We start from the raw sequence: 23497 nt of genomic DNA on the forward strand, positions 1-23497 counted from the left end.
AGCTCCTGCACCTCGCCTACGGCGTCCTCAAATCGGGCACCGCGTTCGACCCGAAAAGGGCCCTTGCCTGCTAGGGGGTAAGACGGTATCTACGAGGTCACACGTCGGTCCGCTGTGGCAACGAGAGCGATGCGAGGTGTGCGGATGTCACCGCCGCGCCGACATGAATCGTGACGGTGCCTGCTCCCCGATGTTCAGTGCGTAGCGACGCGGGCCGACAAGTCCAGCGCCAGCAGCGCCTGCGCGGTCTGCTGCGCCTGCGCCCGCAGCTCGGGGATCGCCAGGCTTTCCCACAGGCTGCCGATGCGCAGGCTGCCGAGCACGCGGATGCGCGGCGTAGCGTGGCCATCGGCATCGAGCAGCGCGCCGTCGGCGGCGCTGCCCACGCCGATGCCGTGCGGCCCCGGCTGCGCATGGCCGCAGCCGAGCAACTGGTGCAGCAGCGGATGGCGCATGGTCTGCGCGCGCAGTTCGACGCCGGTGGCGTTGATCACGCAGTGGGCGTCGAGCTGCAGTGGCGCGCCGTCGGCGCCCATGCCGTTGACCTGCACGCAGGCGCCGACCGGAAACACCGTGTCCAGCCGCGCGCGGTGCAGGCGCAACTGGCCGACCCGGCGCATCGCCTGCAATTGCGCGAACACCGGCGCGGCGATGCGATGCCGGTGCACGTCCCAGTAGCGCACCACGTGGCGCAGGAAGCGGCGCTGCTCGGCGACCGACAGCGACTGCCACAGCGCCTGGCTCAGCGGCCGCACCCGGTCCATCACACTCTGCCAGGGCTGGCCCTGCGCCTGCGCCGCGGCGGCGTGGCGGCGCAACGCGCGCATCCGCTGGCGCAGCGGCATCGCCAGCAGCGCCTGCGCATCGAAGTCGGCCGGCGCGCCATGCGCGGCGTGCGGCAACGGCAGCAAGGCATGCCGCGAGACCACGTGCACCGGGCCGCGGTGCGCATTGGCCAGCAGGGTCAGCACGCTGTCGGCCATGCTCAGGCCGGAGCCGACGATGCACACCGTGGCCTCGCGCGGAATCGCCTGCAACTGCGCGTAGTCCCACGCCTCCACCCGCGCCGGCGCATCGAGACCGGGGGCGCCGCGCGCCGGCAACGGGCGCAGGCTGTTGCCCAGCGCCAGCACGGTGGCGCCGGCGTGCAGTTGGCGGCCATCGTGCAACTGCAGGCGTTGCGCGCCGGTCGGCTGCGGATGCAACGCCAGCACCCGCGCCTGGCGCCATTGCAGCCGCGCCGGCCCGGCGGCCTGCGCCTGCTGCAGGCGCGCGCGCAGGTAGGCGGCGTAATGGCGGCGTTGCACGTAGGCCTCGGCCAACGCCGCGCGCGACAGCTGCGGATACAGCGCCTGCTGCTGCAGCCAGTCGAGGAAGTCGTCGGGCGCCTGGGCGAAGGCGCTCATGCGCCCGGCCGTCACGTTCAACAGGTGCTCGGGGCAAGGCGTCGCATAGGCCACGCCCTGTGCCAGCGCCGGCTGCGACTCGATCAGTTGCACGCGCAGCGCCGCGCCGGCCTGGCGCAGCAACTGCAAGGCGACCAGCACGCCGGCCGCGCCACCGCCGACGATGGCGATGTCGCAGTCGTCGTCGACCGGGTCGCTGGGGACAAGCTCACTCATGCGGCGATTGTAAGGGAAGCCCCCACCGACCCGGCCCGTGGCTGAGAACCGTCACGCATGTGCCGGCACCGATCGCGCATGAGCGCGTCATGCGCCTGTCATCGGCATGCGTCACATCAGGGCATCGGCCAGGCGCGCGATGCCTTCGCGGCTGCGCCGCCAGGCCGGCCGTTTGCGCCAGTCCTGCAGCGTCAGCACCCGCGCATCGGCCAGGTAGTCGGCCTCCACCGCGCGCAGCCGCTGCACCACCGCGGCGCTGTAGCACAGCATGCCGACCTCGGCGTTCAACGCGAACGAGCGGATGTCCAGGTTGATCGAGCCGACCAGGGCGATGCCTTCGTCCACGCTCAGGTGCTTGGCGTGCAGGAAGCACGGCCGGTACAGCGCGATCTTGACCCCGCTGCGCAGCAGTTCGTCGTAATAGGCCTCCTGCGCCCAGGCGGTGAGCCGCTGGTTGTTGCTCTCGGACAGGATCAGTTGCACGTCCACCCCGGACAGCGCGGCGATGCGCAGCGCGCTGAGCGTGGCCTCGTCCGGCACGAAATACGGCGTGACCATGACGATGCGCCGCCGCGCCAGATGGATCAACGCGTTGACCGTGTCGCGCGCGTTCTCGAACGGGTACGCCGGCCCGCTGGGCAACAGCTGCGTGGCGACACCGCCGCCGTGGATGGCGGCGGGCGCGACCACGCTCAGGCGCTGCCCGGTCTCGATGAACCAGTCGCTGGCGAATACCGCTTCCAGATGCGCCACCACCGGCCCCTGCACCCGCGCCACCAGTTCACGGTTGGGATGGCCGGGCACGAACTGCGGCTCGGCCAGGTTCTGCGAGCCGATGTAGCCGACACGGTTGTCGATCACCGCGATCTTGCGGTGGTTGCGCAGGTCCATGCGGCCGCTGCGGCGCCAGCGCAGCCCGCCCGGCAACAGCGCCTGCACCTCGACCCCGGCCGCGTGCAGGCGCCTGCGGTAGCGGCGCAGGCCGCGGCGGCCGCCGCGCGCATCCAGCAACAGCCGGCACTGCACGCCGCGCGCAGCGGCGCGCAGCAGCGCGGCGCATACCGCATCGCCGACCGCGTCGTCGAACATCAGGTAGTACAGCAGGTGCACGCGCTCGACCGCCGCGTCGATGTCGTCGATCAGCGCCTGCAACGAAGGCGCGTAGCGGTCGAGCAGCTCGACGCTGTTGCCGTGGGTCGGCATGAAGTCGCCCTGGCGCTCGACCAGCGGCACCACCTCGGCAACCACGGTGTCGGCCGGCGGCGCCCAGCGCAGCGCGGTCAGCGGCACCTGCTGCTCGCGGATCACCTGCGAGGCCAGCGCCTGGCGGCGGATGCGCTCGCGCGACAGCCAGGGGTGGCCGAGCAACAGGTACAGCGGCAGCCCCAGCAGCGGCACGAAGCCCACCAGCAACAGCCAGCTGCGCGCCGCGCCCGGCGTGGTGCGCGTGGGAATCCACAACAGCGCCACCAGCCGGATCAGCCAGTCCAGCGCCAGCAGCCACGTGCCTTCCAACCAGACCGGCAGCATCGCGATCCTCGCAACCCAGGTCGCCCGATTCTGCGGACTGCGCCGGCAAACGCAACCATGGCCGCATCAACAGCGGGTTTTTCCATGCCCCAGACGCACGAAACCCGCCTTGCGGCGGGTTCCGTGTCCAGCGTGGGCGGCGATCCGAGGATCAGCCGATCACTTGATCTTGCCTTCCTTGTACAGGACGTGCTTGCGCACGACCGGATCGTACTTGAGGAATTCCATCTTCCCCGGGGTGTTCTTCTTGTTCTTGTCCGTGGTGTAGAAGTGGCCGGTACCGGCCGAGGAAATCATACGGACCTTATCGCGCTTGCCTGCCATGATGCTCTACTCCTCAGACCTTTTCGCCGCGCGCACGCAGCTCAGCCAGAACGGTGTCGATGCCGTTCTTGTCGATGGTGCGCAGCGCGTGCGCGGAAACCTTCAGCTTGACCCAGCGGTTCTCGCTGGCGACCCAAAAGCGGCGCTCGTGCAGGTTGGGCAGGAAACGACGGCGGGTCTTGTTGTTGGCGTGGGAGACGTTGTTACCCGTCTGCACACGCTTGCCGGACACTTGGCATACGCGGGACATTGCGCACCTCGATAGTAGTTTGGTCGCCCATAGCCTGGGAGACGGCGGCCCCGGCAGCCTTGCGGCCACCACGCGACGTGGGAAATCAAACGGTTACGCTGGAAAGGCCGGCCGGCGATCGCGCATCCGGCCGCCGGCCCCGACCTCGTCGGGCACAGCGAGCCGCGCATTATGCAGGCGATCAAGGGCTTGTGCAAGTTGTCCACAGGCAGCCCACCTTCCTCGACCAGCCGGACAGCGCGCGGCCTTGCGCGCCGCTGGCCCGGCTGGCGCGATCGCCGGCTAGGCGGGGTCGGGCCCCAGCACCTCCACCGCCCAATCGATGAACGCGCGCAGCCGCTGGCTCATGTGCCGGTTGGGCGCGAACATCAGGTGCATCGGCATCGGCGGCAATTGCCAGTCCTGTAGCAGCGGTCGCAGCGCGCCCTCGGCCACGTGCGGTGCGGCCATGTAGGACGGCAACACGACCACGCCCAACCCCGCCAGGCCGGCGGCCAAGTAGGCGTTGCCGTCGTCGAAGCCGACCTTGTAGCGGCCCTGCACCTCGCATTGCTCCTCGCCGCGCCGCGCCTGAAAACTGCGCGCGCGGCCGCTGCGTGGGCTGAGGAAACCCACCGTGTGATGCGTCGGCCCGTCCAGCGCACGCGGATGATCGGGGATGCCGTGCCGGTGCAGGTACGCCGGACTGGCGTGGAAGCCCAGCGGCAGGCTGGTCAGCGGCCGTGCCACCAGCGCCGGATCGGCCGGCACGCCGCCGCGGATCACGCAGTCGACCTGGTCGGCGATCACGTCGACCTCGCGGTCGCTCACGCCCACGTCGAGTTGGATCTGCGGGTAGCGGGCATGGAAGTCGGGCAACGCCGGCACCAGCCGCAATCGCGCATACGGGCCTGGCACGTCGATGCGCAGGCGCCCGCGCGGCGCCACCGCGGCGCGGCCCAGGCCGGCCTCGACCTCTTCCAGCTCGGCCAGCAGGCGGGCGATGCGTGGGTAGTAGGCGGCCCCGTCGGTGGTGACGCTGACCCGGCGGGTGGTGCGGTGGAGCAGGCGCAGTTGCAGGTGCGCCTCCAACTGCTGCACCAGTTGGGTCACGGTCGTGCGGCTGAGCTGCAGGGTGTGCGCGGCGCGGGTGAAGCTGCCGGTCTCGACCACGCACGCGAACGCACGCATCGCCTCGAATCGGTCCATTCGGCGTCTCGCGATTGTTTGGAATCAGCAATCAATCTAGGCAGATCATCGCGGTTTATCCAGACAACGGCGCCGGCCACGATGGCGACTCCGGCATGCGCAGCGCGCTGCCCCTGTGTGGAGTGTCCCCATGTCCCACCGCGACGTCGTCTTTCCCGCCGGCCGCCAGGCGCTGTACGCCCGCAACCGCTACTCACCGGCGATCCGCTGCAATGGCTTGCTGTTCGTCTCCGGCCAGGTCGGCAGCCGCGAGGACGGCTCGCCCGAGCCGGAGTTCGCCGCGCAGGTGCGCCGCGCCTTCGACAACCTCAACGCGGTGCTGGCGGCCGCGGGCTGCACGTTCGACGACGTGATCGACGTGACCGTGTTCCTGGTCGATCCGGAACGGAACTTCGCCACCGCCTGGGCGATCGTGCCCGAGTATTGGGGCGAGGCGCCGCACCCGACGCTGACCGGCGTTGGCGTGACCTGGCTGTACGGCTTCCAGTTCGAGATCAAGGTGATCGCGAAGCTGCCCTGAGCGCACGGCAGTACGTGGCAAGTTGATATTGTGTCCGCGCAGACGCGCTTGTTAGTCTGTCATCGTCATGCGCCGCCTGTTCCGTCCACTGCGTACCTCCCTGCTGATGCTGCTGCTGGCGGCGTTCGTGGCCGTGCCGGTGGCCGATGCACTGGCCTGCGCGCTGGAGCCGGAATCGGCCGATGCGGTGCACGTGCCCGCCGCGGCGCATGCCGATGGCGACGACAGCGACGGCAAGCACGCCGGCAGCTGCAGCCACAACCATTGCCACCACTCGAATCTGAGCCTGCCGGCGAGTGCCCTTGCCTTGCTCGGCGCGCCGCGACCGGCACGCTGGATGCAGGCCGGCGACGCGTCCCCTGCGGGCGTCGTCCAGGACGGATTGAAGCGCCCGCCCAGAGCGTGAGTTGAGCGTGTCCCGCGATCGCGGGTTTCCGTTTCCCTCATCTCTGGAATTTCCTCATGTCGACTCCGACACGTCGGCCGCCGCGCGCGGCCGGGCGGGTCGTCGCCGTGCTGCTGGGCCTGGCCCCGGCCGCGCTGGCGATGGCGCAGACCGCCCCTTCCTATGACAGCTTGCTGCAACGCCTCGACGAACTGCCCGGCACCCGCGCCGGCACGGCCCTGGCCGAGGCCGCAGACGCCCGTGCCGAACAGGCGCGGGCGCTGCCCAACCCCACCCTGTCCTGGTCCACCGAGGATGCCGCCGGCAGCGGCGCCTACGCCGGCATGGGTAAGGCGCAGACCGTCCTGACCCTGTCGCAACCGTTGGAACTGTGGGGCCAACGCGGCGCACGCATCGGTGCGGCTCGCGCCGACGCCGACGCGGCCGCCATGCGCGGCACGCAGAGCCGCAGCGATGCCGCCGGCGTGTTGGCGTCGGCCTACGCGCAGGCCGAAAGCGCGCTGCGCCGTTACGCGCTGGCCGAAGAAGCGCTGGGCCTGATCCGCGACGATGCGGCCGCCGTCGACGCGATGGTCGCGCAGGGCCGCGAGCCGCAACTGCGCGCGGTGCAGGCGCGCAGCGAAGTGGCCGACGCCAGCGCGGCACTGGACGAGGCCCTGGCGTTCCGCGACGCGGCACTGGCGCGCCTTGCAGCCATCGCCCTGCTGGAGACGCCGGTGCAGTCCCTCGACAGTGGCCTGCTCGACCGCCCGCCACCGTCGCCGCGTGCGGCCGACACAGCGGCGCTGCCGGTACGCATCGCCGCTGCGGAGGCCAAGGCCGCCGACCGCCAGGTCGAGGTGGAGCGCAAGCGCGCACTGCCCGCGCTGAGCCTGACCGCTGCGCAGACGCGTTTCCGCGAAGACCGCGCCCACGCCTACACGCTCGGCGTCAGCCTCAGCGTGCCGCTGTTCGACCGCAACCGCGGCGGCATCCGTGCCGCCGGCGCCGAACTGCGCGCAGCCGAGGCGCGCCTGGACCAGCAACGGCGCACCAGCGCCGCCGACCGTCTATCCGCGCTCGCCACGCTGAAGGCCGCCGGCAGCCGCACGCGCGCCGCCGACGCGAGCGTGGCGGCGGCGCAGGAGGCCTACCGCCTGGCCCGCATCGGCGTCGACGCCGGACGCATCACGCAACTGGAACTGCGCAGCACGCGCGCTGCGCTCATCGCCGCTCGTGGCACCGCTGTGGACGCGCGCCTGGCGCGAGTCGCTGCGGAAATCGATTTGGCCCGCCTGGAAGGGCGCGCGCCGTTCATGGAGGCACAATGAACCTGTCCCGTCCGATCTCTCTTGCCGGCAGCGTGCTGCTGGGGCTCCTGCTGGCATTCCTACTGGCCGCGTGCGCCGGCGACAAGCAGGCCGTCCCGACGGCCGACGACGCGCAAGGCAATGGCGCCGAGCGCCAGGACGCGGCGCGCACGCCGGCGGCCAAGACCGAGGCCAACGCCGATGCCGACGACGTGGTGCGGCTGACACCGCAACAGATCGCCGCCTCCGGCCTGGACGTGGTCGCGGTCGGCCGCGGCGGCGGCGCGTCGGTTCGCCTGGCCGGGCGGGTCGAACCGGCGGTGGGCGCGCGCGCCTCGGTGGCCTCCACCGTGACTGGCCGGGTCGAGCGCGTGCTGGTCGCGCCGGGCGCCGCGGTGCAGGCGCAGCAACCGCTGGCCATCGTGGTCAGCGGCGAGGCCGCGGTGTTCCGTGCCAATGCGCTGGCCGCCGCGGCAGAGGCCAAGGCGGCCGGCTTGGCGCATGCCCGCGACCGCGCCCTGGTCGAGCAGGGCGTCGTGGCCCGCCAGGAGCTGGAAACCTCGCATGCGCGGGCGCTGGCGGCGCAGGCCCAGGCCGCCGCCGCGCAGGCCCAGGCCGCCGCCAACGGCACACCCGATGCCAGCGGCCGCGTGCGCATCGTCAGCCCGGTGGCGGGCATCGTCGGCAACGTGCAGGTCACGCCCGGCAGCGTGGTCGCGGCCGGCAGCGTGGTGGCCGAGGTCGCCGATCCGGCGATGAACGAACTGGTGTTCAGCGCACCGCCAGCGCTGGCGGCGCAGGTCGCGCCGGGCATGCCGCTGGAGGTGAGCAGCGCGGGCGGCAGCTTCGCTGCCAAGGTCACGGCGGCGGCGGCCGACCTGCGCCAGCAGGGCGGTGCGGCGGTGATCCGCGCGATGCCGGTCGATGCGCCCTTGCCGCCTGCCGGTTCACCGGTCTCGGCCGTGCTGGTCACCGACGGCCAGGACAGCGCGCTCAGCGTCCCCGCCGATGCGCTGCAGAACGTCGAAGGCCGCAACGCGGTGTTCGTCGCGGTCGATGGCGGCTTCAAGGCGCAGCCGGTGCTGGCGGGACGGCGCGCCGGCGACCGCATCGAGATCCTCGGCGGGCTCCGCGGCGACGAACGCATCGTCGGTGCCAACGCCTTCCTGCTCAAGGCCGAACTGGCCAAGGGCGACGCCGAGCACGGCCACTGAGGAGGCGACCATGTTCAAGCTGATCATCGACACCGCCGTGCGCTACCGCTGGCTGGTGGTGGCCCTGGCCGCACTGCTCGCTGCCGTCGGCCTGTTCCAGTTGGGCAGGCTGCCGATCGACGCGGTACCGGACATCACCAACCGCCAGGTGCAGCTCAATACGGTGGCACCGGCACTGACCCCGGAGCAGATCGAGCGGCAGGTGACCTACCCGCTGGAAACCGCGTTGGCCGGCATCCCCGGCCTGACCGCGACCCGCTCGCTGTCGCGCAACGGCTTTTCGCAGGTCACCGCGATCTTCACCGATGCGACCGACGTCTACTTCGCGCGCCAGCAGGTGGCCGAACGCATCCGCGAGGCCGTGGACGACCTGCCCGAAGGAGCATCGCCGCAACTGTCGCCGGTCACCACCGGCCTGGGCGAGGTGCTGATGTGGACGGTGGACTTCACCCCGTTCGACCCGGCCAGGCTGGCCCGGCCTGGCGCGGCGGGCTGGCAGGCCGGCGCGGTCTACCGCACGCCGGAAGGCGAGCTGCTGCGCACGCCGGAAGAGCGCGCCACCTATCTGCGGACGGTGCAGGACTGGATCATCGCGCCGCAGATGCGCTCCAGCCCGGGACTGGCCGGCGTCGATACGGTCGGCGGCTACGTCAAGGAATACGGCGTGCATCCGGACAGTGCGCGGCTGGCCGCGCATGGCCTGGGCCTGGCCGACCTGGTCACCGCCCTGCAGCGCGCCAACGTGCAGGCCGGCGCCGGGTTCGTGCAGCGTGCCGGCGAAGGGCTGGTGGTGCGTGCCGACGGCCTGGCGCTGACCGCTGACGATCTCGCGCAGGCGCCGGTGGCCATCCGCAACGGCATCGTGGTGCGCGTGGCCGACGTGGCCGACGTCGCACCAAGCCGGGCACCGCGGCTGGGCGCGGCCAGCCGCAACGGCCACGAGGCGGTGCTGGGGACCGCGCTGATGATCGCCGGCGGCAACAGCCGCACCGTGGCGCAGGCCGCGGCCGCGCGGCTGGCGCAGGTGAACACGTCGCTGCCGCCGGACATCGTGGCGTCACCGGTGCTGGATCGCAGCGTGCTGGTCAACGCGACCATCAAGACGGTGGCCAGGAACCTCACCGAAGGGGCGCTGCTGGTGGTGGTGATCCTGTTCCTGTTGCTGGGCAACCTGCGCGCGGCCGCCATCACCGCGCTGGTGATTCCCCTGTCGTTCCTGTTCGCGGTGATCGGCATGCAGCGCTTCGGCATCAGCGGCAACCTGATGAGCCTGGGTGCGCTGGATTTCGGCATCCTGGTGGACGGGGCGGTGATCGTGATCGAAGCGACCCTACTCATGCTCGGCCAGCGCCGCGCCGCGCTGGGCCGCGGGTTGACCGCAGCCGAGCGCCTGGGCGTGGCCGCCGAGGCGGCGCGCAAGATGGCGCGGCCGGCGGCCTTCGGTCAGCTGATCATCCTGCTGGTATTCGCGCCGATCCTCGCCCTGGAAGGCGTGGAGGGCAAGACGTTCCAGCCGATGGCGGCCACCTTCATGCTGGCCCTGGTCGGCGCGTTCCTGTTGTCCTTCACCTTCGTGCCGGCGATGGCCGCGCTGCTGGTGCGCGAGCCGAAACCGCGGGACGATGCTGCGCATGCGGCCGACGGGGCACACGAAACGCGGCTGATCCGCGCACTGCGCACACGCATCGAACCGGTAATCGGCAAGGCCGTCGCGCATCCGCGCACGGTTGCCGCCGGTGCGGTGGCGATGCTGCTGGCGGGCATCGGCGCGTTCACGCTGCTGGGCCGCGAGTTCATGCCGACGCTGGACGAAGGCAACGTGGCGATGCAGGCCCTGCGCGTGCCGTCCACCTCGCTGGAACAGTCGCTGGCGATGCAATTGGCGCTGGAGAAGGCCATCGCCACGCAGCCGGAAGTGGCGACCGTGTTCTCGCGGACCGGCACCGCCGAGGCGGCGATCGACCCGATGCCGACCAACGTCTCCGACAGCGTGATCGTGCTCAAGCCGCGCAAGGACTGGCCCGATCCGGCGCTGGGCAAGGAGCAGCTGGTGGCCCGCCTGGAGAGGCTGACAGGCCAGCAGCTCGGCAACAGCTTCGAGTTCAGCCAACCGATCGAATTGCGCTTCAACGAGCTGATCTCCGGCGTGCGCACCGACCTGGCGGTGATGATCTTCGGCGACGACTTCGGCCAGTTGCAGAAGGTGGCCGAGCAGATCGCGCTGAAGCTGCGTGCGGTGGAGGGCGCGGCCGACGTGCGGGTGGAGCAGATCTCCGGCCTGCCCACGCTCAATGTGACCATCGACCACATGGCCGCGGCGCAGGTCGGGCTGAGCGCGGCGGACGTGAGCGACGCGCTGGCCACCGGCATCGGCGGCCGCGCCGCCGGCAAGCTCTTCGAGGGCGACCGCCGCTTCGACGTGGTGGTGCGGATGGACGATGCCGCGCGCAACGATCCGGACCAGTTGGCCGCGCTGCCGATCGCCACGCCGACGGGGCAGGTGATTCCGCTGTCGTCGGTGGCGCGCATCACCGTCAGCGAAGGGCCGAACCAGATCAGCCGCAACAACGGCAGCCGCCGCGTGGTGGTGCAGGCCAACGTGCGTGGCCGCGACCTGGGTGGCTTCGTCGGCGCGGCGCGGGCCGCGGTGGCCGGCGTGCAGCTGCCGCCGGGTGCCTACCTGACCTGGGGCGGCCAGTTCGAGAATCTGCAGCGTGCGGAGCAGCGGCTGGCGACCGTGGTGCCAGTGGTGTTCCTGCTGATCGGCGGCCTGCTGTTCATGGCATTGCGCAGCGTCAAGGAAGCGGTGCTGGTGTTCAGCTGCGTGCCGCTGGCGCTGGTCGGCGGCCTGCTGGCCCTGTTGCTGCGCGGCATGCCGTTCTCGGTATCGGCCGCCGTGGGCTTCATCGCCGTCTCCGGGGTGGCCACCTTGAACGGCCTGGTGCTGATGCAGGCGATCCGCGAGCGCCTGGAGGCCGGTGACCTGCCGCTGCAGGCGGCGATCGACGGCGCTGGCAGCCGCATCCGCGCGGTACTGACCACCGCGCTGGTGGCGATCGTCGGCTTCATTCCGATGGCCATCGCCAGCGGGTCCGGTGCGGAAGTGCAGAAACCGCTGGCGACGGTGGTGATCGGCGGACTGATCACCGCCACTGCACTGACCTTGCTGGTACTGCCGACCTTCGCCGCGCGCGTGGCCGGGCCGCGCCACGCCGGCTGACCCGCCACAGGCCGGTGCCCTTCCCGACGGAAGCGGCGCCGGCCTGTGCGGCGGCGGTCAGGCTTTCTTCTTGCGCGCGGCGATGTAGGCGCGGATCTGCTGCTGCAACACCGGCAGCGGCACCGAGCCCTGCTGCAGCACCGCGTCGTGGAAGGACTTGATGTCGAAGTCCGGGCCGAGTTCGCGCTCGGCCTCGGCACGCAGGTCGAGGATGGTCAGCTCGCCGAGCTTGTAGCTCAGCGCCTGGCCCGGCCAGGAGATGTAGCGGTCGACCTCGGTGGTGACCTCATGCTCGCTGAGCGCGGTGCGCTCGCGCAGATAGGCCTGCGCCTGCGCCCGGGTCCAGCCCTTGTGGTGCACGCCGGTGTCGATCACCAGGCGGCAGGCGCGCCACATCTCGTAGCTGAGCCGGCCGAAGTCCTCGTAGGGCGTGGCGTAGATGCCCATCTCCTTGCCCAGCTTCTCGGTGTACAGCGCCCAGCCCTCGCCGTAGGCGGAGATGTAGTTCTCGCGGCGGAACGCCGGCTGCGCGCCCTGCTCCTCGGCCAGCGCGCCCTGCAGCGAATGGCCCGGCGAGGATTCGTGCAGGGTCAGCGCCGGCAGGTTGTACAGCGGCCGCGACGGCAGATCGTAGGTGTTGAGCCAGTATGTGCCGACGCCGCCGCGGCCGGCGGTCCAGAACGGCGCGATGTCCGCCGGCACCGGCACGATGGTGAAGCGCCCGCGCGGCAGCGTGCCGATGAACTTGCCGACCTCCCCGTCCACGCGCTTGGCGATCCACGCGGCGCGATCGAGCAGTTCCTGCGGGGTCTTCACGTAGAACTGCGGATCGGTGCGCAGGAACTGCAGGAACGCCGGAAAGGTCTTCTGCCCCGCCGGCGCCTGGAAGCCGACTTGCTGGATGATCGCGTCCATCTCCTTCTGGATCCGCGCCACCTCGCGCAGGCCGAGCTGGTGGATCTGCTCGGGGTCCATGTCCAGCGTGGTGTATTCGCGGATCTGCTGCCGGTAGTAGGCCTTGCCGTCGGGCAGGGCTTCGGCGGCCAGCGTGGTACGCGCCTGCGGCATGTACTCCTGGCGGTAGAAGGTGAGCAGTTGCGCATAGGCCGGGATCACCTTGTCGCGCAGCGCCGCCTGCGCCTGCGCGCGCAGCTGCGCCTGCTCGGCAGCCGGGATCTGCGCCGGCATCTGCTTGAACGGCGTGTACAGCACCGCGGCAGTCGGATCCTTCAGCTCGGCCACATTGGCGATGGCGCCGTCGCGGCCGTCGAGTACCGCGCGCGGCACGCTGAAGCCGCGCTTGAGGCCGGCGCGCATGTTGTCGGTCTGCTGCGCGAAGTAGCGCGGCACGTCCTCCAGCCGCGCGATGTAGGCGCGGTACTCGTCTGCCGTGCGCAGGTTGCGCCGCGCCATGAACGCCAGGTCCGACCAGAACGCGCTGTCGGAGTTGAACGGCATCTCGTAGGCGCGCAGCCGCACCGACGCGGCCAGGTTCTCCACCTGCGGCCGGTACACCGCCAGGTTGACCTGGTTCTCCGGCGAAAGCTGGGCCGCATCGAGCGTGTCCAGCTGCCGCAGCACGTCCTCCCACACCTTCAGGTGTGCCGCCTGCGCCGCCGCGCCGACGTCGGGCAGACGGCGGTTGTCGCCGCTGCTGTCGCTGTCCTCGTCGGCCTGGCCGAGCTGCGCCTGGCGCCAGGCCCACTCCTTCTCGTAGATGGCCTGGAAGCGCGTATCGGCGGCGCTGGCAGCGGCCGTGGCAGGCGCTGCGCTGGACGTCGTTGACGCCGGCGGTGCAGCCAGCGCGGGCGCGGCCACGGCGAAGGCGAGCAGCAGGGAAGCGGCCAGCGGGGTCTTGGCGAACATCGGCATGAGCGGCACACGGCGGGAACGGATCGTCGATGATCGCATCCCCACCCGGCTTGGCGGGTGGGCCGGAAGTCCTGTGTGGGCGATGCAGAGAACGGAAACGCGCCTCGCAGCGGTTGTACCTGGCTGCAACTTAAGAACTGGATCGTTGCTTAGCTATAGCTGTAGCTCTGGCTGGCTGCGGCTGCGGCTGCGACTGCGCAGGATTGCTTCCCATTGTGGAAGGGACTTCAGTCCCGACGCGCGGTCGCTCCGCCTGCGACAGCATCCAGCAGCAACTGCAGCCATTGCACCGGCCGCAGGCCTGCTGGTGCCGACATCGACCATGCGACCGCAATCCTCAACGTCGGTCTGCACGGCATCACGCCGTCGCATTTGCAACTGAGCATGATGCCGCGCACGGCGCGGTAGCGGCCGGACACAGCCAAACCGCATCCCAGTAGGGGTAGTCGCCGATGCGGCGCACCAGACCGGCGCGCAATGGATTGGCGACGATGTAGCGCGCTGCCGGCAGCAATTGCCGCTCGTCGCGCAGTGCGCGATCGTGGAACCCCTCCATCCACACTGCGCCACCGCGGCCGCGCGCGTGATTGGCCGCCCTCGCGGCGCGGCCCTTGGCGTCGCGCATGACGGTCGACAGCACAGCGCCGCTCTCGAGCATGATCAGCCCATGCCAGTGATCGGGCATCAGCACCCAGCACAAAAGCTGCGCACCGGCCCAAGTGTCGACCTGGCCCAGGCAGGACGCGGCCGCCCAGGCGCATCGCCAGTCCTCGAACAGACGCTGGCGCTGCCAGGTCACGGTGGTGACCAGATAGATGCGTCCCGTCTCGCTCCAGCGTCCTGCACGCAGCGCGCGATAGCCTCTGGGAAGTCTGGTGTACATGGCACCAGGGTTGCAGGGTGGCTCAGTCGACACCATCGGGAATCGACCGGTTTAGGCGTGGGGAAACGTGCGGGCGCAGTGTCAGAAATCGGGTACTCGCTACCGGATGCAATGGCCGGCAGGATTGCCGAGACGTGGAGGCGTCATGCGTCGGGACTGAAGTCCCTCCCACAGTTGCAGTGTCGCGAAGGGTCGCGATCGGAAGTGTTGCGCGCCGCCTGCGATCACGCGCAGGCACGCGGCGCGCTCAATGCGAGGCGCGGTCGCGGCGCCAGCCGCGGTGCTTGATGTCCAGGTACAGGCTGTAGAAGGCAGTGAAGGCGGGGAACAGGTTCTGCAGCACGCCCACCGAGTCCTGCTTGGCCGAGAACATGAAGTAGCTCAGCGTCATCAGGCTGCCGACCACGCTCATGTACCAGAACAGGCGCGGGATCACCGGCTTGCCGGCGCGCTTGGAGGCGACGAACTGCACCAGCCAGCGGCCGCCGAACATCAGCGCGCCGACATAGCCGATCAGCTTCCAGCCGGTGACGTGCAGCCCGGTCCAGTACAGCGCCTGGATCGGTTCGTTGAGGAAATGCGCGTCCATCTCAGCGCTCCTGTACCGCGGTGCGGCGGCTGCGCGCGATCAGCCAGGCCACGCCACGCAGGTCGCGGATGCCGACCAGGGCGCGGTTGAGGTTGTTGTACTTGGACACGCCGGAGGTGCGGTGGCGGTGGTTCACCGGCACGCTCAGGGTCTGCCAGCCGGCGCGCTGCATCAAGGCCGGCAGGTAGCGGTGCATGTGGTCGAAGTACGGCAAATCCAGGAACGCCTCGCGTTCGAACAGCTTGATGCCGCAGCCGGTGTCCGGGGTGTCGTCGCGCAGCATGCGCGCGCGGATCGCGTTGGCCCACTTCGAGGCCCAGCGTTTGCTACCCGAATCCTGCCGCGACACCCGCCAGCCGGCGAACAGCTTGACCAGCGGCGCGGCTTTGGCGCGCGCGGCCAGCAGCTTGGGAATGTCGGCTGGATCGTTCTGGCCGTCGCCGTCGAGGGTGGCGATCCACAGCCCGCGCGCGGCCTTGACCCCGTTGCGCACCGCGGTGCTCTGCCCGCTCTGGCTGACATGGTGCAGCACGCGCAGCTCCGGCGTGGAGGCCTTCAGCCCTTCGAGCACGGCCAGGGTGTCGTCGCGCGAATGGTCGTCGACGTAGACGATTTCGAAATCGATCGTGCCGCGCAGCGCGGCGACGATCTCGGCGACCAGCGGCGGGACGTTGTCGCGCTCGTTGAACACCGGGACGACGACGGAAAGGGAAAGCTGGCTCATGGATTCGGCAGGGCTGGGCGCGGGGGCGCGTGGGGGAAAAAAGCGGGGCATTGTGCCGCGGAGCGATGATCCGCGCATGAAGCGTCAGACGGCGGCGCCGAAGTACGCCCGGCACCAGGCCACCACCTGCGGCAGGCCGACCTCGATCGGGGTGCTCGGATCGAAGCCGAACGCAGCGTGGGCCCGCGCAGTATCGGCCATCGTCTCGATCATGTCGCCCGGCTGCATCGGCCGGTACAGCTTTTCGGCGCTGCGCCCGGCGGCGGCCTCGATCACCGCGATGAAGCGCTCCAGCTCCACCGGGGTGTGGTTGCCGAGGTTGAACACACGGTGCGGCACCGCCTCGCTGGAGGGGTGATCGAGCGCGCCGAGCACGCCGGCGACGATGTCGGCGACGAAGGTGAAATCGCGGCGCATGCGCCCGTGGTTGAACACCTCGATCGGGCGCCCAGCCAGCACCGCACGGCTGAACAGCAGCGGCGCCATGTCCGGGCGGCCCCAGGGGCCGTACACGGTGAAGAAGCGCAGCCCGGTGGCGCGCAGGCCGTATAGCTGCGCGTAGGTATGGGCCATCAGTTCGTTGGCAGCCTTGGTCGCCGCGTACAGCGAACGCGGCTGGTCGATGCGCTGGTCCTCGGAGAACGGCGGCGTCGCCGAATCGCCGTACACCGAGCTGCTGGAGGCGTAGACCAGATGCTGCACGCCGCGGTGCCGGCACAGCTCCAGCATGTTGACGAAGCCGACCAGGTTGCTGTCGACGTAGGCGTAGGGGTTCTGCAGCGAATAGCGCACCCCGGCCTGCGCCGCCAGGTGCACCACGCGGGTCGGCTGCACCTCGTCGAACAGCGCGGCCAGGCCGTCGCGGTCGGTCAGGTCCAGAGTGCGGATGTCCGCCTCCGCACACAGCGCGGCGACGCGGTCGCGCTTGAGCTGCGGGTCGTAGTAGTCGTTGTAGTTGTCCAGGCCCACCACTGTCTGCCCGGCGGCGCGCAGCGCGCGGACGGTGTGGGCACCGATGAAGCCGGCGGCGCCGGTGACGAGAATGGGCATGGCGGAATCCTGGAAAGCGAAAGGCGAAGAAACGGCGGGCGTCGCGGCACGGCAACGCTCAGGGCATGCCGGCGTTGACACCGCCCGGACCGACGGCGCCCGCCGCGCGGTGCTGCAGGATCGGGCTGCCGCCCGGGCTGATCTGCGTGTCCTGGTTGCTCATGCAATGCTCCGGTTGCTGGCCCGCGCCGCGGCGCGCGGCCTCAGCGCAGGGTCAGCGGCGCGTCCTTGGCCAGCGCCGCCTTGCGCTCCTTGCTGAATTCCCACCACGGGCGCGGCGTCTCGCCCTGCATGAAACGCACGATCGACAGGAACACGTCGATCACGCAGTGGTCGTGGACCACGCCGGTACGCAGGCACAGCTGCGCGTACATGTCGTAGGGATCGCGGCCCTGCAGGTGCGCGGGCACGCGGATGCCGATCAGGCGCAGGTCCTTCTCGCAGGCCGGGCCGACGTTGGGCAGGTCGGTCAGGCGCAGCAGATGGTGGCGGTCGACCTTGCTGGGATGCATGGCGGAGGCAGTCCTGGCGGACGCGGACGGCGGCGCTCAGGCCTGCCGCGGACGCAGTTTCTCGAGCACGCCGTCCAGCGTGTCCAGGTCGGTGTAGTGGATCACCAGCTTGCCCTTGCCGCCGCGGCCGTGGGCGATGGACACCTTGGTGCCCAGCGACTCGGACAACTCGGTCTCCAGCGAGGCGATGTCGGCCTGCGGCGCGGTGCGCGCCGGCTTGGCCTTGCGGTTGCTGGGCACCTTGCCGGCGGCGAACTGCTGCGCACGGTGCTCGACCTCCCGCACCGACCAGCCCTGGTCGGCGGCGTCGGAGGCCAGGCGGCTGGCCAGTTCCGGCGACAGCGTCAGCAGCGCGCGCGCATGGCCCATCTCCAGGCGCCGCGCTTCCAGCAGCGCGCGGATCGCCGGCGGCAGTTCCAGCAGGCGCAGCAGGTTGGACACCGAGGCGCGCGAGCGGCCCACCGCCTCGGCGGCCTCGGCGTGGGTCAGCGAGAACTCGTCGATCAGCCGCTGCAGCGCCTGCGCCTCTTCCAGCGGATTGAGGTCCTCGCGCTGGATGTTCTCGATCAGCGCCATGGCGATGACGGTGCGGTCGTCCAGCTCGCGCACCACCACCGGCACCTCGCTGAGGCCGGCCAGCTGCGACGCGCGCCAGCGGCGTTCGCCGGCGACGATCTCGAAGCTGCCCGGTGCCAGTTCGCGGGCGACGATCGGCTGGATCACGCCCTGCGCCTTGATCGACTCGGCCAGCTCCTGCAGCTTGGCCTCGTCCATCTCCTGGCGCGGCTGGTACTTGCCCGGCTGCAGCTGCCCGACCGGCAGGCGGCGCAGGCTCTCGCCGGGCTGCAGCTCGGCGGTGGGTGCCGGCGCTGCCGCGCCCTTCGGCCCCAGCAGCGCTTCCAGGCCACGGCCGAGGCCGCGCTTCTTCGCTCCGAGGGCGGGGGGCTTGGCACTCATCAGACGGTCTCCATGGCCGGCATCGGCCGATTGCGTTCGTTGCGGCGGCGCACGATCTCGCCGGCCAGTCCCAGGTAGGCGACGCCACCGCGCGAGGTGCGGTCGTAGCCGACGATGCTCTGGCCATGGCTGGGCGCCTCGGCAAGGCGCACATTGCGCGGCACGATGGTGCGGAACACCTTGTCGCCGAAATGGTTGGTCAGCTCCGCCGACACCGCATTGGCCAGGTTGTTGCGCACGTCGAACATGGTGCGCAGCACGCCTTCGATCTCCAGCGCCGGGTTCAGCTCGGCGCGCAGCGCCTCGATGGTCTCCAGCAGCGCGGTCAGTCCTTCCAGCGCGTAGTACTCGCACTGCATCGGCACGATTACCGAATCGGCGGCGGTCAGCGCGTTCAGGGTCAGCAGCGACAGCGCCGGCGGGCAGTCGATCAGGATGAAATCGTAGGCCTCGCGCAGCGGCGCCAGCGCGGTCTTCAGCCGCTGCTCGCGCGCCGGCTGGTCCATCAGCTGGATCTCGGCGGCGGTGAGATCGATGTTGCCCGGCAGCAGGTCGAAGCCTTCCGGCGCGGTCACCCGGATCTGCTCGGCGCTGCTCTCGCCGAGCAGCACGTCGCAGGTGGAGGCGGCCAGTTCGCGCTTGTCGATGCCGCTGCCCATCGTCGCATTGCCCTGCGAGTCCAGGTCCACCAGCAGCACGCGCTGCGACTGCCGCGCCAGCGACGCGGCCAGGTTGACCGCGGTGGTGGTCTTGCCGACGCCGCCCTTCTGGTTGGCGATGGCGATGATGCGGGCCATGCGGGAGCCTCGTCGGCGATGGGGTGGGACCGGGCATTATGCGGTCACAGCCCCCGTGGCGGAAATCCGGGCCGGCCGCGGCCGCCGCTCAGCCGCGCTCGACCACCACCAGGTGGCGGTCGGCGCCCAGGCCGGGGACCTGCAGCGGATGCACGGTCGGCGCCACCCAGCCCGGCGGCAGCGCGGCGATCTCCTCGTCCGGGCGCACGCCCTTCATCGCCAGCAGGCGCCCGCCCGGGCGCAGCAGGTGGCCGCCGACGGCGACGATGCCGGCCAGCGTGTCCAGCGCGCGCGCGGTCAACAGATCGTAGGTGCCGGCCTCGTCCAGCGCCTCGGCGCGCGACTCGGCCACCCGCGCGTTGTCCAGGCGCAGCTGGCGCACCGCCTCGCGCAGGAACCGCGCCTTCTTGCCGTTGCTCTCGACCAGGGTCACCCGCAGCTGCGGCCGCGCGATCGCCAGCGGGATGCCGGGCAGTCCCGGGCCGGTGCCCAGGTCGGCCAGCGCGCCCTCGCTGGCGAACGGCTGCATCGCCAGCGAATCCAGCAGATGGCGGGTCACCATCTCGTGCGGGTCGCGGATCGCGGTCAGGTTGTAGGTGCGGTTCCAGCGCGTCAGCAGCGCCAGATAGGCCAGCAGCGGCGGCGCCAGCGCGGCGGCGTCCAGGCCTTGCGCGTGCAGGCCCTGCTCGAGCGCGACACGGACGGAATCGGGGAGAGAGGCATCGGTCATCGGCGGATTATCGCAGGTGGCACCGCTGCCGCACTCTGACCCAAAGCATTTCCCGGAACGAATAGGAGGCTCAGCACGCCGCCCGGGGCGGTCAGGCTCCCAACATACGTGCCAGGCCAGGTACCGGGTAGTATTCGAACGCCTTGCCGACCCGTTGCTTGGAGAGCAGGCCCGCAGCGACCAGGGAATTCAGGTCGCCCAGCGCTGTTGGATAGGTGATCGTGTGCGCCGACCGATGCCCGGCCACGGTGTATGGCCGATCAGGATCCTTCAGTGCATTGGCCAGCAAGGCGCGCTGCCTGTGATTCAGCACGGCGTCGCCCACATGCGCCTTGCGCAGCACGTGACGTGCAAGCCGATCTTCCTGTTGCTTCTTCGCGATATACGTGTGCAACGCCTGGATGGACTGCTCGATCGCTTCCAACTGCTGCGAGACGAAATAGCTCAGATCGGCACCATCGCTCTCGGTGTAAAGATAGGCCCGCATGTATTTCCCAGGCGACTTCTTCAACACGCTCGAAATCGACAGATATTCGGTCAACCAGTAGCCGGAGTTCATCATGCTCCAGTAGAAGAGCGCCCTCGCCGTTCGTCCGTTCCCATCAACGAATGGATGGTCGTATCCGATCTGGAAATGAATTGCGATGGCGCGCACGACCGGATGAATGAAGGTTTCGCCCGCCGTGTCGTTCGCGAACGCACAAAGCCGTCTCATCCTGTCCGCCACTTGGATTGCAGGCGGAGGGACATGCAGCAGCGTCGGCGGGGAACCGCGGTCGTGGATGACGACATTGTCTCCCACCGAACGATATCGACCAGAGTATTCCGCGCTTTCCAGTGTCCCGTCCGTCAGGATGCTATGCAGTTCCAGCACTTCCTCGGGCGTGATTGGCCGCTTACCCCTCTCGCGAATCATGTTCATCGCGAGGTAGTTGTTGTAGATCATTCTCTCCGACTGATCGCGCGGCAGTCTGCCAGTCGATAACATCTCTTTTGCAACCGCCCGGGTGGTGGCTGCTCCCTCGAGCTGGGACGAGGTCATGGCCTCTTCGATCAGCGAACGGATCAGAAACCTGTTCTGTCCACCGCTGCTCTCCATTCCTTTGATCGCCCCAGCCGCCTCGCGATCAATGTAGTGAAGTCTGCGCTGCATCGAATCGGTGATGGAAACGACGAAGTTCTCGTCGTCTTTGTCCACCAGATCAAGTTCGCGCGCCAGCGCTTGACGGCTCCACTTTATGCCAGCCCACCATTCTTCTGTGGTAAGGCCGTCTGGCGCGACTCTATGCCTGAGTTTGTCCCAGTGCTCGTAGCGTCCGGCCACCTCGGGGCCGATCTTCGACCTGAACACTCTCATCATTCGTTCAGGTTCTTCAGCAAGAAGACGCCAACTGTCTGGGGGCGGCACAGGGAGCTTCATTGTGCTTTCCTATAAAACATATGTATCTTTTTACATCAAATTGCATCAAAGCACGACCTGTCCAGTCTCCGATGCCGACATCGGGTCACACGGCTGCAACACGAACCAGAGGCCATGGAAACTACGGCAGCTCTGGCCACCAGGCCAACGCGGCCCGATAGCCGGGCGCGGCCTCCCATTCGTGCAGGTGCCAGGCTTCGGCCGCACCCAGTTCCGGATCGCACCAGACCAGGTGCAGCGCACCGCCGGCGTCCTCGGCGAAGCGCAGCCGGTGCAGGCCGAAGGCGATGCCGTGGCCATGCGCCTTGAGCAGCGCTTCCTTGGCGCACCACAGGCGGAAGAACAGCGCCTCGCGTGCCGGCGCCGCCAGCGCGGCCAGCAACGCGACCTCTTCGGGGTGGAAGAAGCGCCGCGCCAGTTCCAGCAGGCGCGGCCGCGGCCGCTGGCGCTCGATGTCCACGCCCAGCCGCGCATGCGCGGCGACCGCCACCAGCAGGTAATCGCCGCTGTGGCTCCAACCGGTGTCCAGGTGCGCCAGCGGTGCATGCAGCCCGGGCCGGCCACGGGCGTCGCGGCGCAGCGGCAGCTGCGCCGCCGGCACCGCCAGTTCGCCGGCCAGCAGGCGCCGCGCCTGGGCCTCGCCGGAGGTCCGCGGCGGATGCGGGCGCAGCCACAGCGCCACCGGGCCGAAACGCCAGTCCGGCGTCTCGGCGGCACCGGCGGCCACGGGCGGCAGCGGCGCGCTCACGCGGCGCCCACAAAGCGCAATGGCCGCTGCGCCACGAGGTCGGCGTTATACGGCCGCTTCACGGCGGCGCTCCTTAAATGGCGCCCACCCCACCGCTCCTGGTGCGGGCCGAACCGAGGAGTCTGACGCATGGGCATCATCATCTGGTTGATCGTCGGCGGCATCGTGGGCTGGCTGGCCAGCATCATCATGCGCCGTGACGCACAGCAGGGCATCATCCTGAACATCGTGGTCGGCATCGTCGGTGCGCTGATCGCCGGCTGGCTGTTCGGCGGCGGCATCAACCAGGCGATCACCCTGTGGACGTTCCTGTATTCGCTGATCGGCGCGATCATCCTGCTGGCGATCGTCAACCTGTTCACCCGCGGCCGCGCACGCTGACGCGTCGCCCTCGCCGCTTGCGCAAACGCCCGGTTCGCCGGGCGTTTTGCGTTTGCGGCCCGGCTCACGACGCAGCGCGGTCGGCCGGATGCCGCACGCCGTCCTCCACCGGCACCGCGATGGCCAGCGCATACGGGTCCACGCCCTCCAGGCAGCCGACGTTGTAGCCGTACAGGCGAGGATCGGAGCGGCGCCGGTGGTGCGTGTAGATCCCGCAGGTACCGCAGAAGTAGTGCTGCGCGGTGTGGGTGTGGAACTGGTACAGGCGCAGCGCCTGCTCGCCCTGGCGGACATGCAGGGCGGCCAGCGGCACCGAGGCGACGATGGCGCCGCGGCGCCGGCACAGCGAGCAGTTGCAGCGGCGCGGGTCGACGATGCCCTGCGGCAGCTCCAGGTCGATCTGCACCGCGCCGCAGTGGCAGCTGAGCCGGTGCAGCGGCGCGATCGCGGTGTCGCCGACCTTGTCGATGCAGCGGCGCACGTGGCGCTCGCTCATGCCGCCGGCTCCAGCTCGACCCAGGCCGGCGCGTGGTCGCTGGGGCGGTCCCAGCTGCGCGGTTCGCGGTCGATGCCGGCGCCGCGGGTGCGCGCCTTCAGCGCCTCGGACACCAGGGTCAGGTCGATGCGCAGGCCCAGGTCGCGGCGGAAGCCGGCCTGGCGGTAATCCCACCAGCTGAAGATGCCGCCGTCGGCATGGTGCAGGCGGAAGCCGTCGTGCAGGCCCAGGGCGAGCAGCTTGTGCAGGGCGCCGCGCTCGGCGGTGGAGGTGAGGATGTGGTTGTCGCTCCACACCAGCGGATCGTGCACGTCGCGCGCGTCCGGGGCGATGTTGAAGTCGCCCAGCACCACCAGCCGCGGATGCCGCTGCAGCTCGTCGGCCAGCCAGGCGTGCACCGCCTCCAGCCAGCGCAGCTTGTAGGCGTACTTGTCGGTGCCCACGTCCTGGCCGTTGACCACGTACAGATTGACGATGCGCAGGTCGCCGACGGTGGCGGCGATGGCGCGCTTCTGCTCGTCCTCCAGGCCCGGCACGCCGATCTGCACGTCGCCGATCGGCAGGCGCGACAGGATCGCCACGCCGTTGTAGGTCTTCTGCCCGGCGAACACGCTGCGGTAGCCGGCCTCGGCCAGCGCCGTGTCGGGAAACTTGTGGTCTTCCAGCTTGGTCTCCTGGATCCCGACCACGTCCGGCGCGAACGCGGCCAGCCACTGTTGCAGGTGCGGCAGGCGCACGTTGAGCGAGTTGACGTTCCAGCTGGCGATCTTCAAGG

24 protein-coding genes are annotated in these 23497 nt (G+C 70.0%); 6 read left to right on the forward strand and 18 right to left on the reverse strand.

Features of this window, described 5'->3' with window-relative positions; translation table 11 throughout:
• Nucleotides 1–194: 194 nt before the first annotated feature.
• The 5 genes from GGR71_RS16090 to GGR71_RS16110 all read right to left on the reverse strand — a co-directional run bounded on the left by GGR71_RS16090 (nt 195) and on the right by GGR71_RS16110 (nt 4914).
• Entirely contained in the window at nt 195–1622 is a 1428-nt protein-coding gene (locus GGR71_RS16090) for an FAD/NAD(P)-binding protein (RefSeq protein WP_160960568.1), read from the reverse strand.
• Between the two features lie 111 nt (nt 1623–1733).
• Nucleotides 1734–3152, reverse strand: a complete 1419-nt coding sequence (cls, locus tag GGR71_RS16095) for a cardiolipin synthase (protein ID WP_160960566.1) — start codon at nt 3150–3152, stop codon at nt 1734–1736.
• A 159-nt stretch (nt 3153–3311) separates the two neighbouring features.
• The gene (gene rpmG / locus GGR71_RS16100) at nt 3312–3479 is read right to left on the reverse strand and encodes a 50S ribosomal protein L33 (protein ID WP_169411268.1); all 168 of its coding nucleotides are present in this window, start codon (nt 3477–3479) and stop codon (nt 3312–3314) included.
• Nucleotides 3480–3489: 10 nt separating this feature from the next.
• Nucleotides 3490–3726 carry a 50S ribosomal protein L28 gene (rpmB, locus tag GGR71_RS16105; RefSeq protein ID WP_010342733.1) on the reverse strand — a complete coding sequence of 79 codons (237 nt, stop codon included), beginning with the start codon at nt 3724–3726 and terminating at the stop codon, nt 3490–3492.
• A gap of 282 nt (nt 3727–4008) precedes the next feature.
• Nucleotides 4009–4914, reverse strand: coding sequence for a LysR family transcriptional regulator (locus GGR71_RS16110; RefSeq protein WP_160960563.1), 906 nt, complete (start codon nt 4912–4914; stop codon nt 4009–4011).
• Nucleotides 4915–5044: 130 nt separating this feature from the next.
• On the opposite strand from GGR71_RS16110, the gene GGR71_RS16115 reads away from it, so the two are divergent.
• The 5 genes from GGR71_RS16115 to GGR71_RS16135 all read left to right on the forward strand — a co-directional run bounded on the left by GGR71_RS16115 (nt 5045) and on the right by GGR71_RS16135 (nt 11563).
• Nucleotides 5045–5434: a RidA family protein gene (locus GGR71_RS16115; RefSeq protein ID WP_160960561.1), complete on the forward strand. Its 390-nt coding sequence runs from the start codon at nt 5045–5047 to the stop codon at nt 5432–5434.
• A gap of 67 nt (nt 5435–5501) precedes the next feature.
• Nucleotides 5502–5840: a hypothetical protein gene (locus tag GGR71_RS16120; RefSeq protein WP_160960559.1), complete on the forward strand. Its 339-nt coding sequence runs from the start codon at nt 5502–5504 to the stop codon at nt 5838–5840.
• 56 nt (nt 5841–5896) lie between these two features.
• The gene (locus tag GGR71_RS16125) at nt 5897–7150 is read left to right on the forward strand and encodes a TolC family protein (protein WP_160960557.1); all 1254 of its coding nucleotides are present in this window, start codon (nt 5897–5899) and stop codon (nt 7148–7150) included.
• Nucleotides 7147–8343, forward strand: a complete 1197-nt coding sequence (locus GGR71_RS16130) for an efflux RND transporter periplasmic adaptor subunit (RefSeq protein ID WP_160960555.1) — start codon at nt 7147–7149, stop codon at nt 8341–8343. Before GGR71_RS16125 ends, GGR71_RS16130 begins: the two co-directional genes overlap by 4 nt.
• Before the next feature lie 10 nt (nt 8344–8353).
• Complete coding sequence (locus tag GGR71_RS16135; protein WP_160960553.1) at nt 8354–11563, forward strand: efflux RND transporter permease subunit; 3210 nt, start codon at nt 8354–8356, stop codon at nt 11561–11563.
• 57 nt (nt 11564–11620) lie between these two features.
• On the opposite strand, the gene GGR71_RS16140 is transcribed toward GGR71_RS16135, so the two are convergent.
• From GGR71_RS16140 to GGR71_RS16190, 11 genes are all read right to left on the reverse strand, one after another.
• Complete coding sequence (locus tag GGR71_RS16140) at nt 11621–13435, reverse strand: DUF885 domain-containing protein (RefSeq protein WP_184452137.1); 1815 nt, start codon at nt 13433–13435, stop codon at nt 11621–11623.
• A gap of 358 nt (nt 13436–13793) precedes the next feature.
• The gene (locus GGR71_RS16145) at nt 13794–14354 is read right to left on the reverse strand and encodes an REP-associated tyrosine transposase (RefSeq protein ID WP_237474388.1); all 561 of its coding nucleotides are present in this window, start codon (nt 14352–14354) and stop codon (nt 13794–13796) included.
• A 211-nt stretch (nt 14355–14565) separates the two neighbouring features.
• Entirely contained in the window at nt 14566–14907 is a 342-nt protein-coding gene (locus GGR71_RS16150) for a lipid-A-disaccharide synthase N-terminal domain-containing protein (RefSeq protein WP_048491144.1), read from the reverse strand.
• A 1-nt stretch (nt 14908) separates the two neighbouring features.
• Nucleotides 14909–15631, reverse strand: a complete 723-nt coding sequence (locus GGR71_RS16155) for a glycosyltransferase family 2 protein (RefSeq protein WP_048491145.1) — start codon at nt 15629–15631, stop codon at nt 14909–14911.
• A gap of 84 nt (nt 15632–15715) precedes the next feature.
• Complete coding sequence (locus GGR71_RS16160) at nt 15716–16681, reverse strand: NAD-dependent epimerase/dehydratase family protein (protein ID WP_160960551.1); 966 nt, start codon at nt 16679–16681, stop codon at nt 15716–15718.
• A gap of 203 nt (nt 16682–16884) precedes the next feature.
• On the reverse strand, nt 16885–17193 hold the full coding sequence (locus GGR71_RS16165) for a helix-hairpin-helix domain-containing protein (RefSeq protein ID WP_017908743.1): 309 nt from the start codon (nt 17191–17193) through the stop codon (nt 16885–16887).
• A 36-nt stretch (nt 17194–17229) separates the two neighbouring features.
• Nucleotides 17230–18150, reverse strand: coding sequence for a ParB/RepB/Spo0J family partition protein (locus GGR71_RS16170; RefSeq protein WP_017908742.1), 921 nt, complete (start codon nt 18148–18150; stop codon nt 17230–17232).
• Entirely contained in the window at nt 18150–18947 is a 798-nt protein-coding gene (locus GGR71_RS16175) for a ParA family protein (protein WP_017908741.1), read from the reverse strand. The genes GGR71_RS16170 and GGR71_RS16175 overlap by 1 nt, the downstream gene beginning before the upstream one ends.
• Nucleotides 18948–19035: 88 nt before the next feature.
• The gene (gene rsmG / locus GGR71_RS16180) at nt 19036–19677 is read right to left on the reverse strand and encodes a 16S rRNA (guanine(527)-N(7))-methyltransferase RsmG (RefSeq protein WP_160960549.1); all 642 of its coding nucleotides are present in this window, start codon (nt 19675–19677) and stop codon (nt 19036–19038) included.
• Nucleotides 19678–19768: 91 nt separating this feature from the next.
• A complete protein-coding gene (locus GGR71_RS16185; protein ID WP_237474387.1) occupies nt 19769–21097 on the reverse strand; it encodes a Fic family protein in 1329 nt (442 codons plus the stop codon).
• A gap of 121 nt (nt 21098–21218) precedes the next feature.
• On the reverse strand, nt 21219–21845 hold the full coding sequence (locus GGR71_RS16190; RefSeq protein ID WP_160960546.1) for a 4'-phosphopantetheinyl transferase superfamily protein: 627 nt from the start codon (nt 21843–21845) through the stop codon (nt 21219–21221).
• A 129-nt stretch (nt 21846–21974) separates the two neighbouring features.
• On the opposite strand from GGR71_RS16190, the gene GGR71_RS16195 reads away from it, so the two are divergent.
• Entirely contained in the window at nt 21975–22226 is a 252-nt protein-coding gene (locus GGR71_RS16195) for a GlsB/YeaQ/YmgE family stress response membrane protein (RefSeq protein ID WP_017908994.1), read from the forward strand.
• 64 nt (nt 22227–22290) lie between these two features.
• On the opposite strand, the gene GGR71_RS16200 is transcribed toward GGR71_RS16195, so the two are convergent.
• Together GGR71_RS16200 and xth are read right to left on the reverse strand one after the other, a co-directional pair.
• Nucleotides 22291–22722: a GFA family protein gene (locus GGR71_RS16200; protein ID WP_160960544.1), complete on the reverse strand. Its 432-nt coding sequence runs from the start codon at nt 22720–22722 to the stop codon at nt 22291–22293.
• The gene (xth, locus tag GGR71_RS16205; protein WP_048491153.1) at nt 22719–23495 is read right to left on the reverse strand and encodes an exodeoxyribonuclease III; all 777 of its coding nucleotides are present in this window, start codon (nt 23493–23495) and stop codon (nt 22719–22721) included. The genes GGR71_RS16200 and xth overlap by 4 nt, the downstream gene beginning before the upstream one ends.
• Nucleotides 23496–23497: the final 2 nt, after the last annotated feature.

This window comes from Xanthomonas sp. F1 (genome assembly GCF_014199855.1).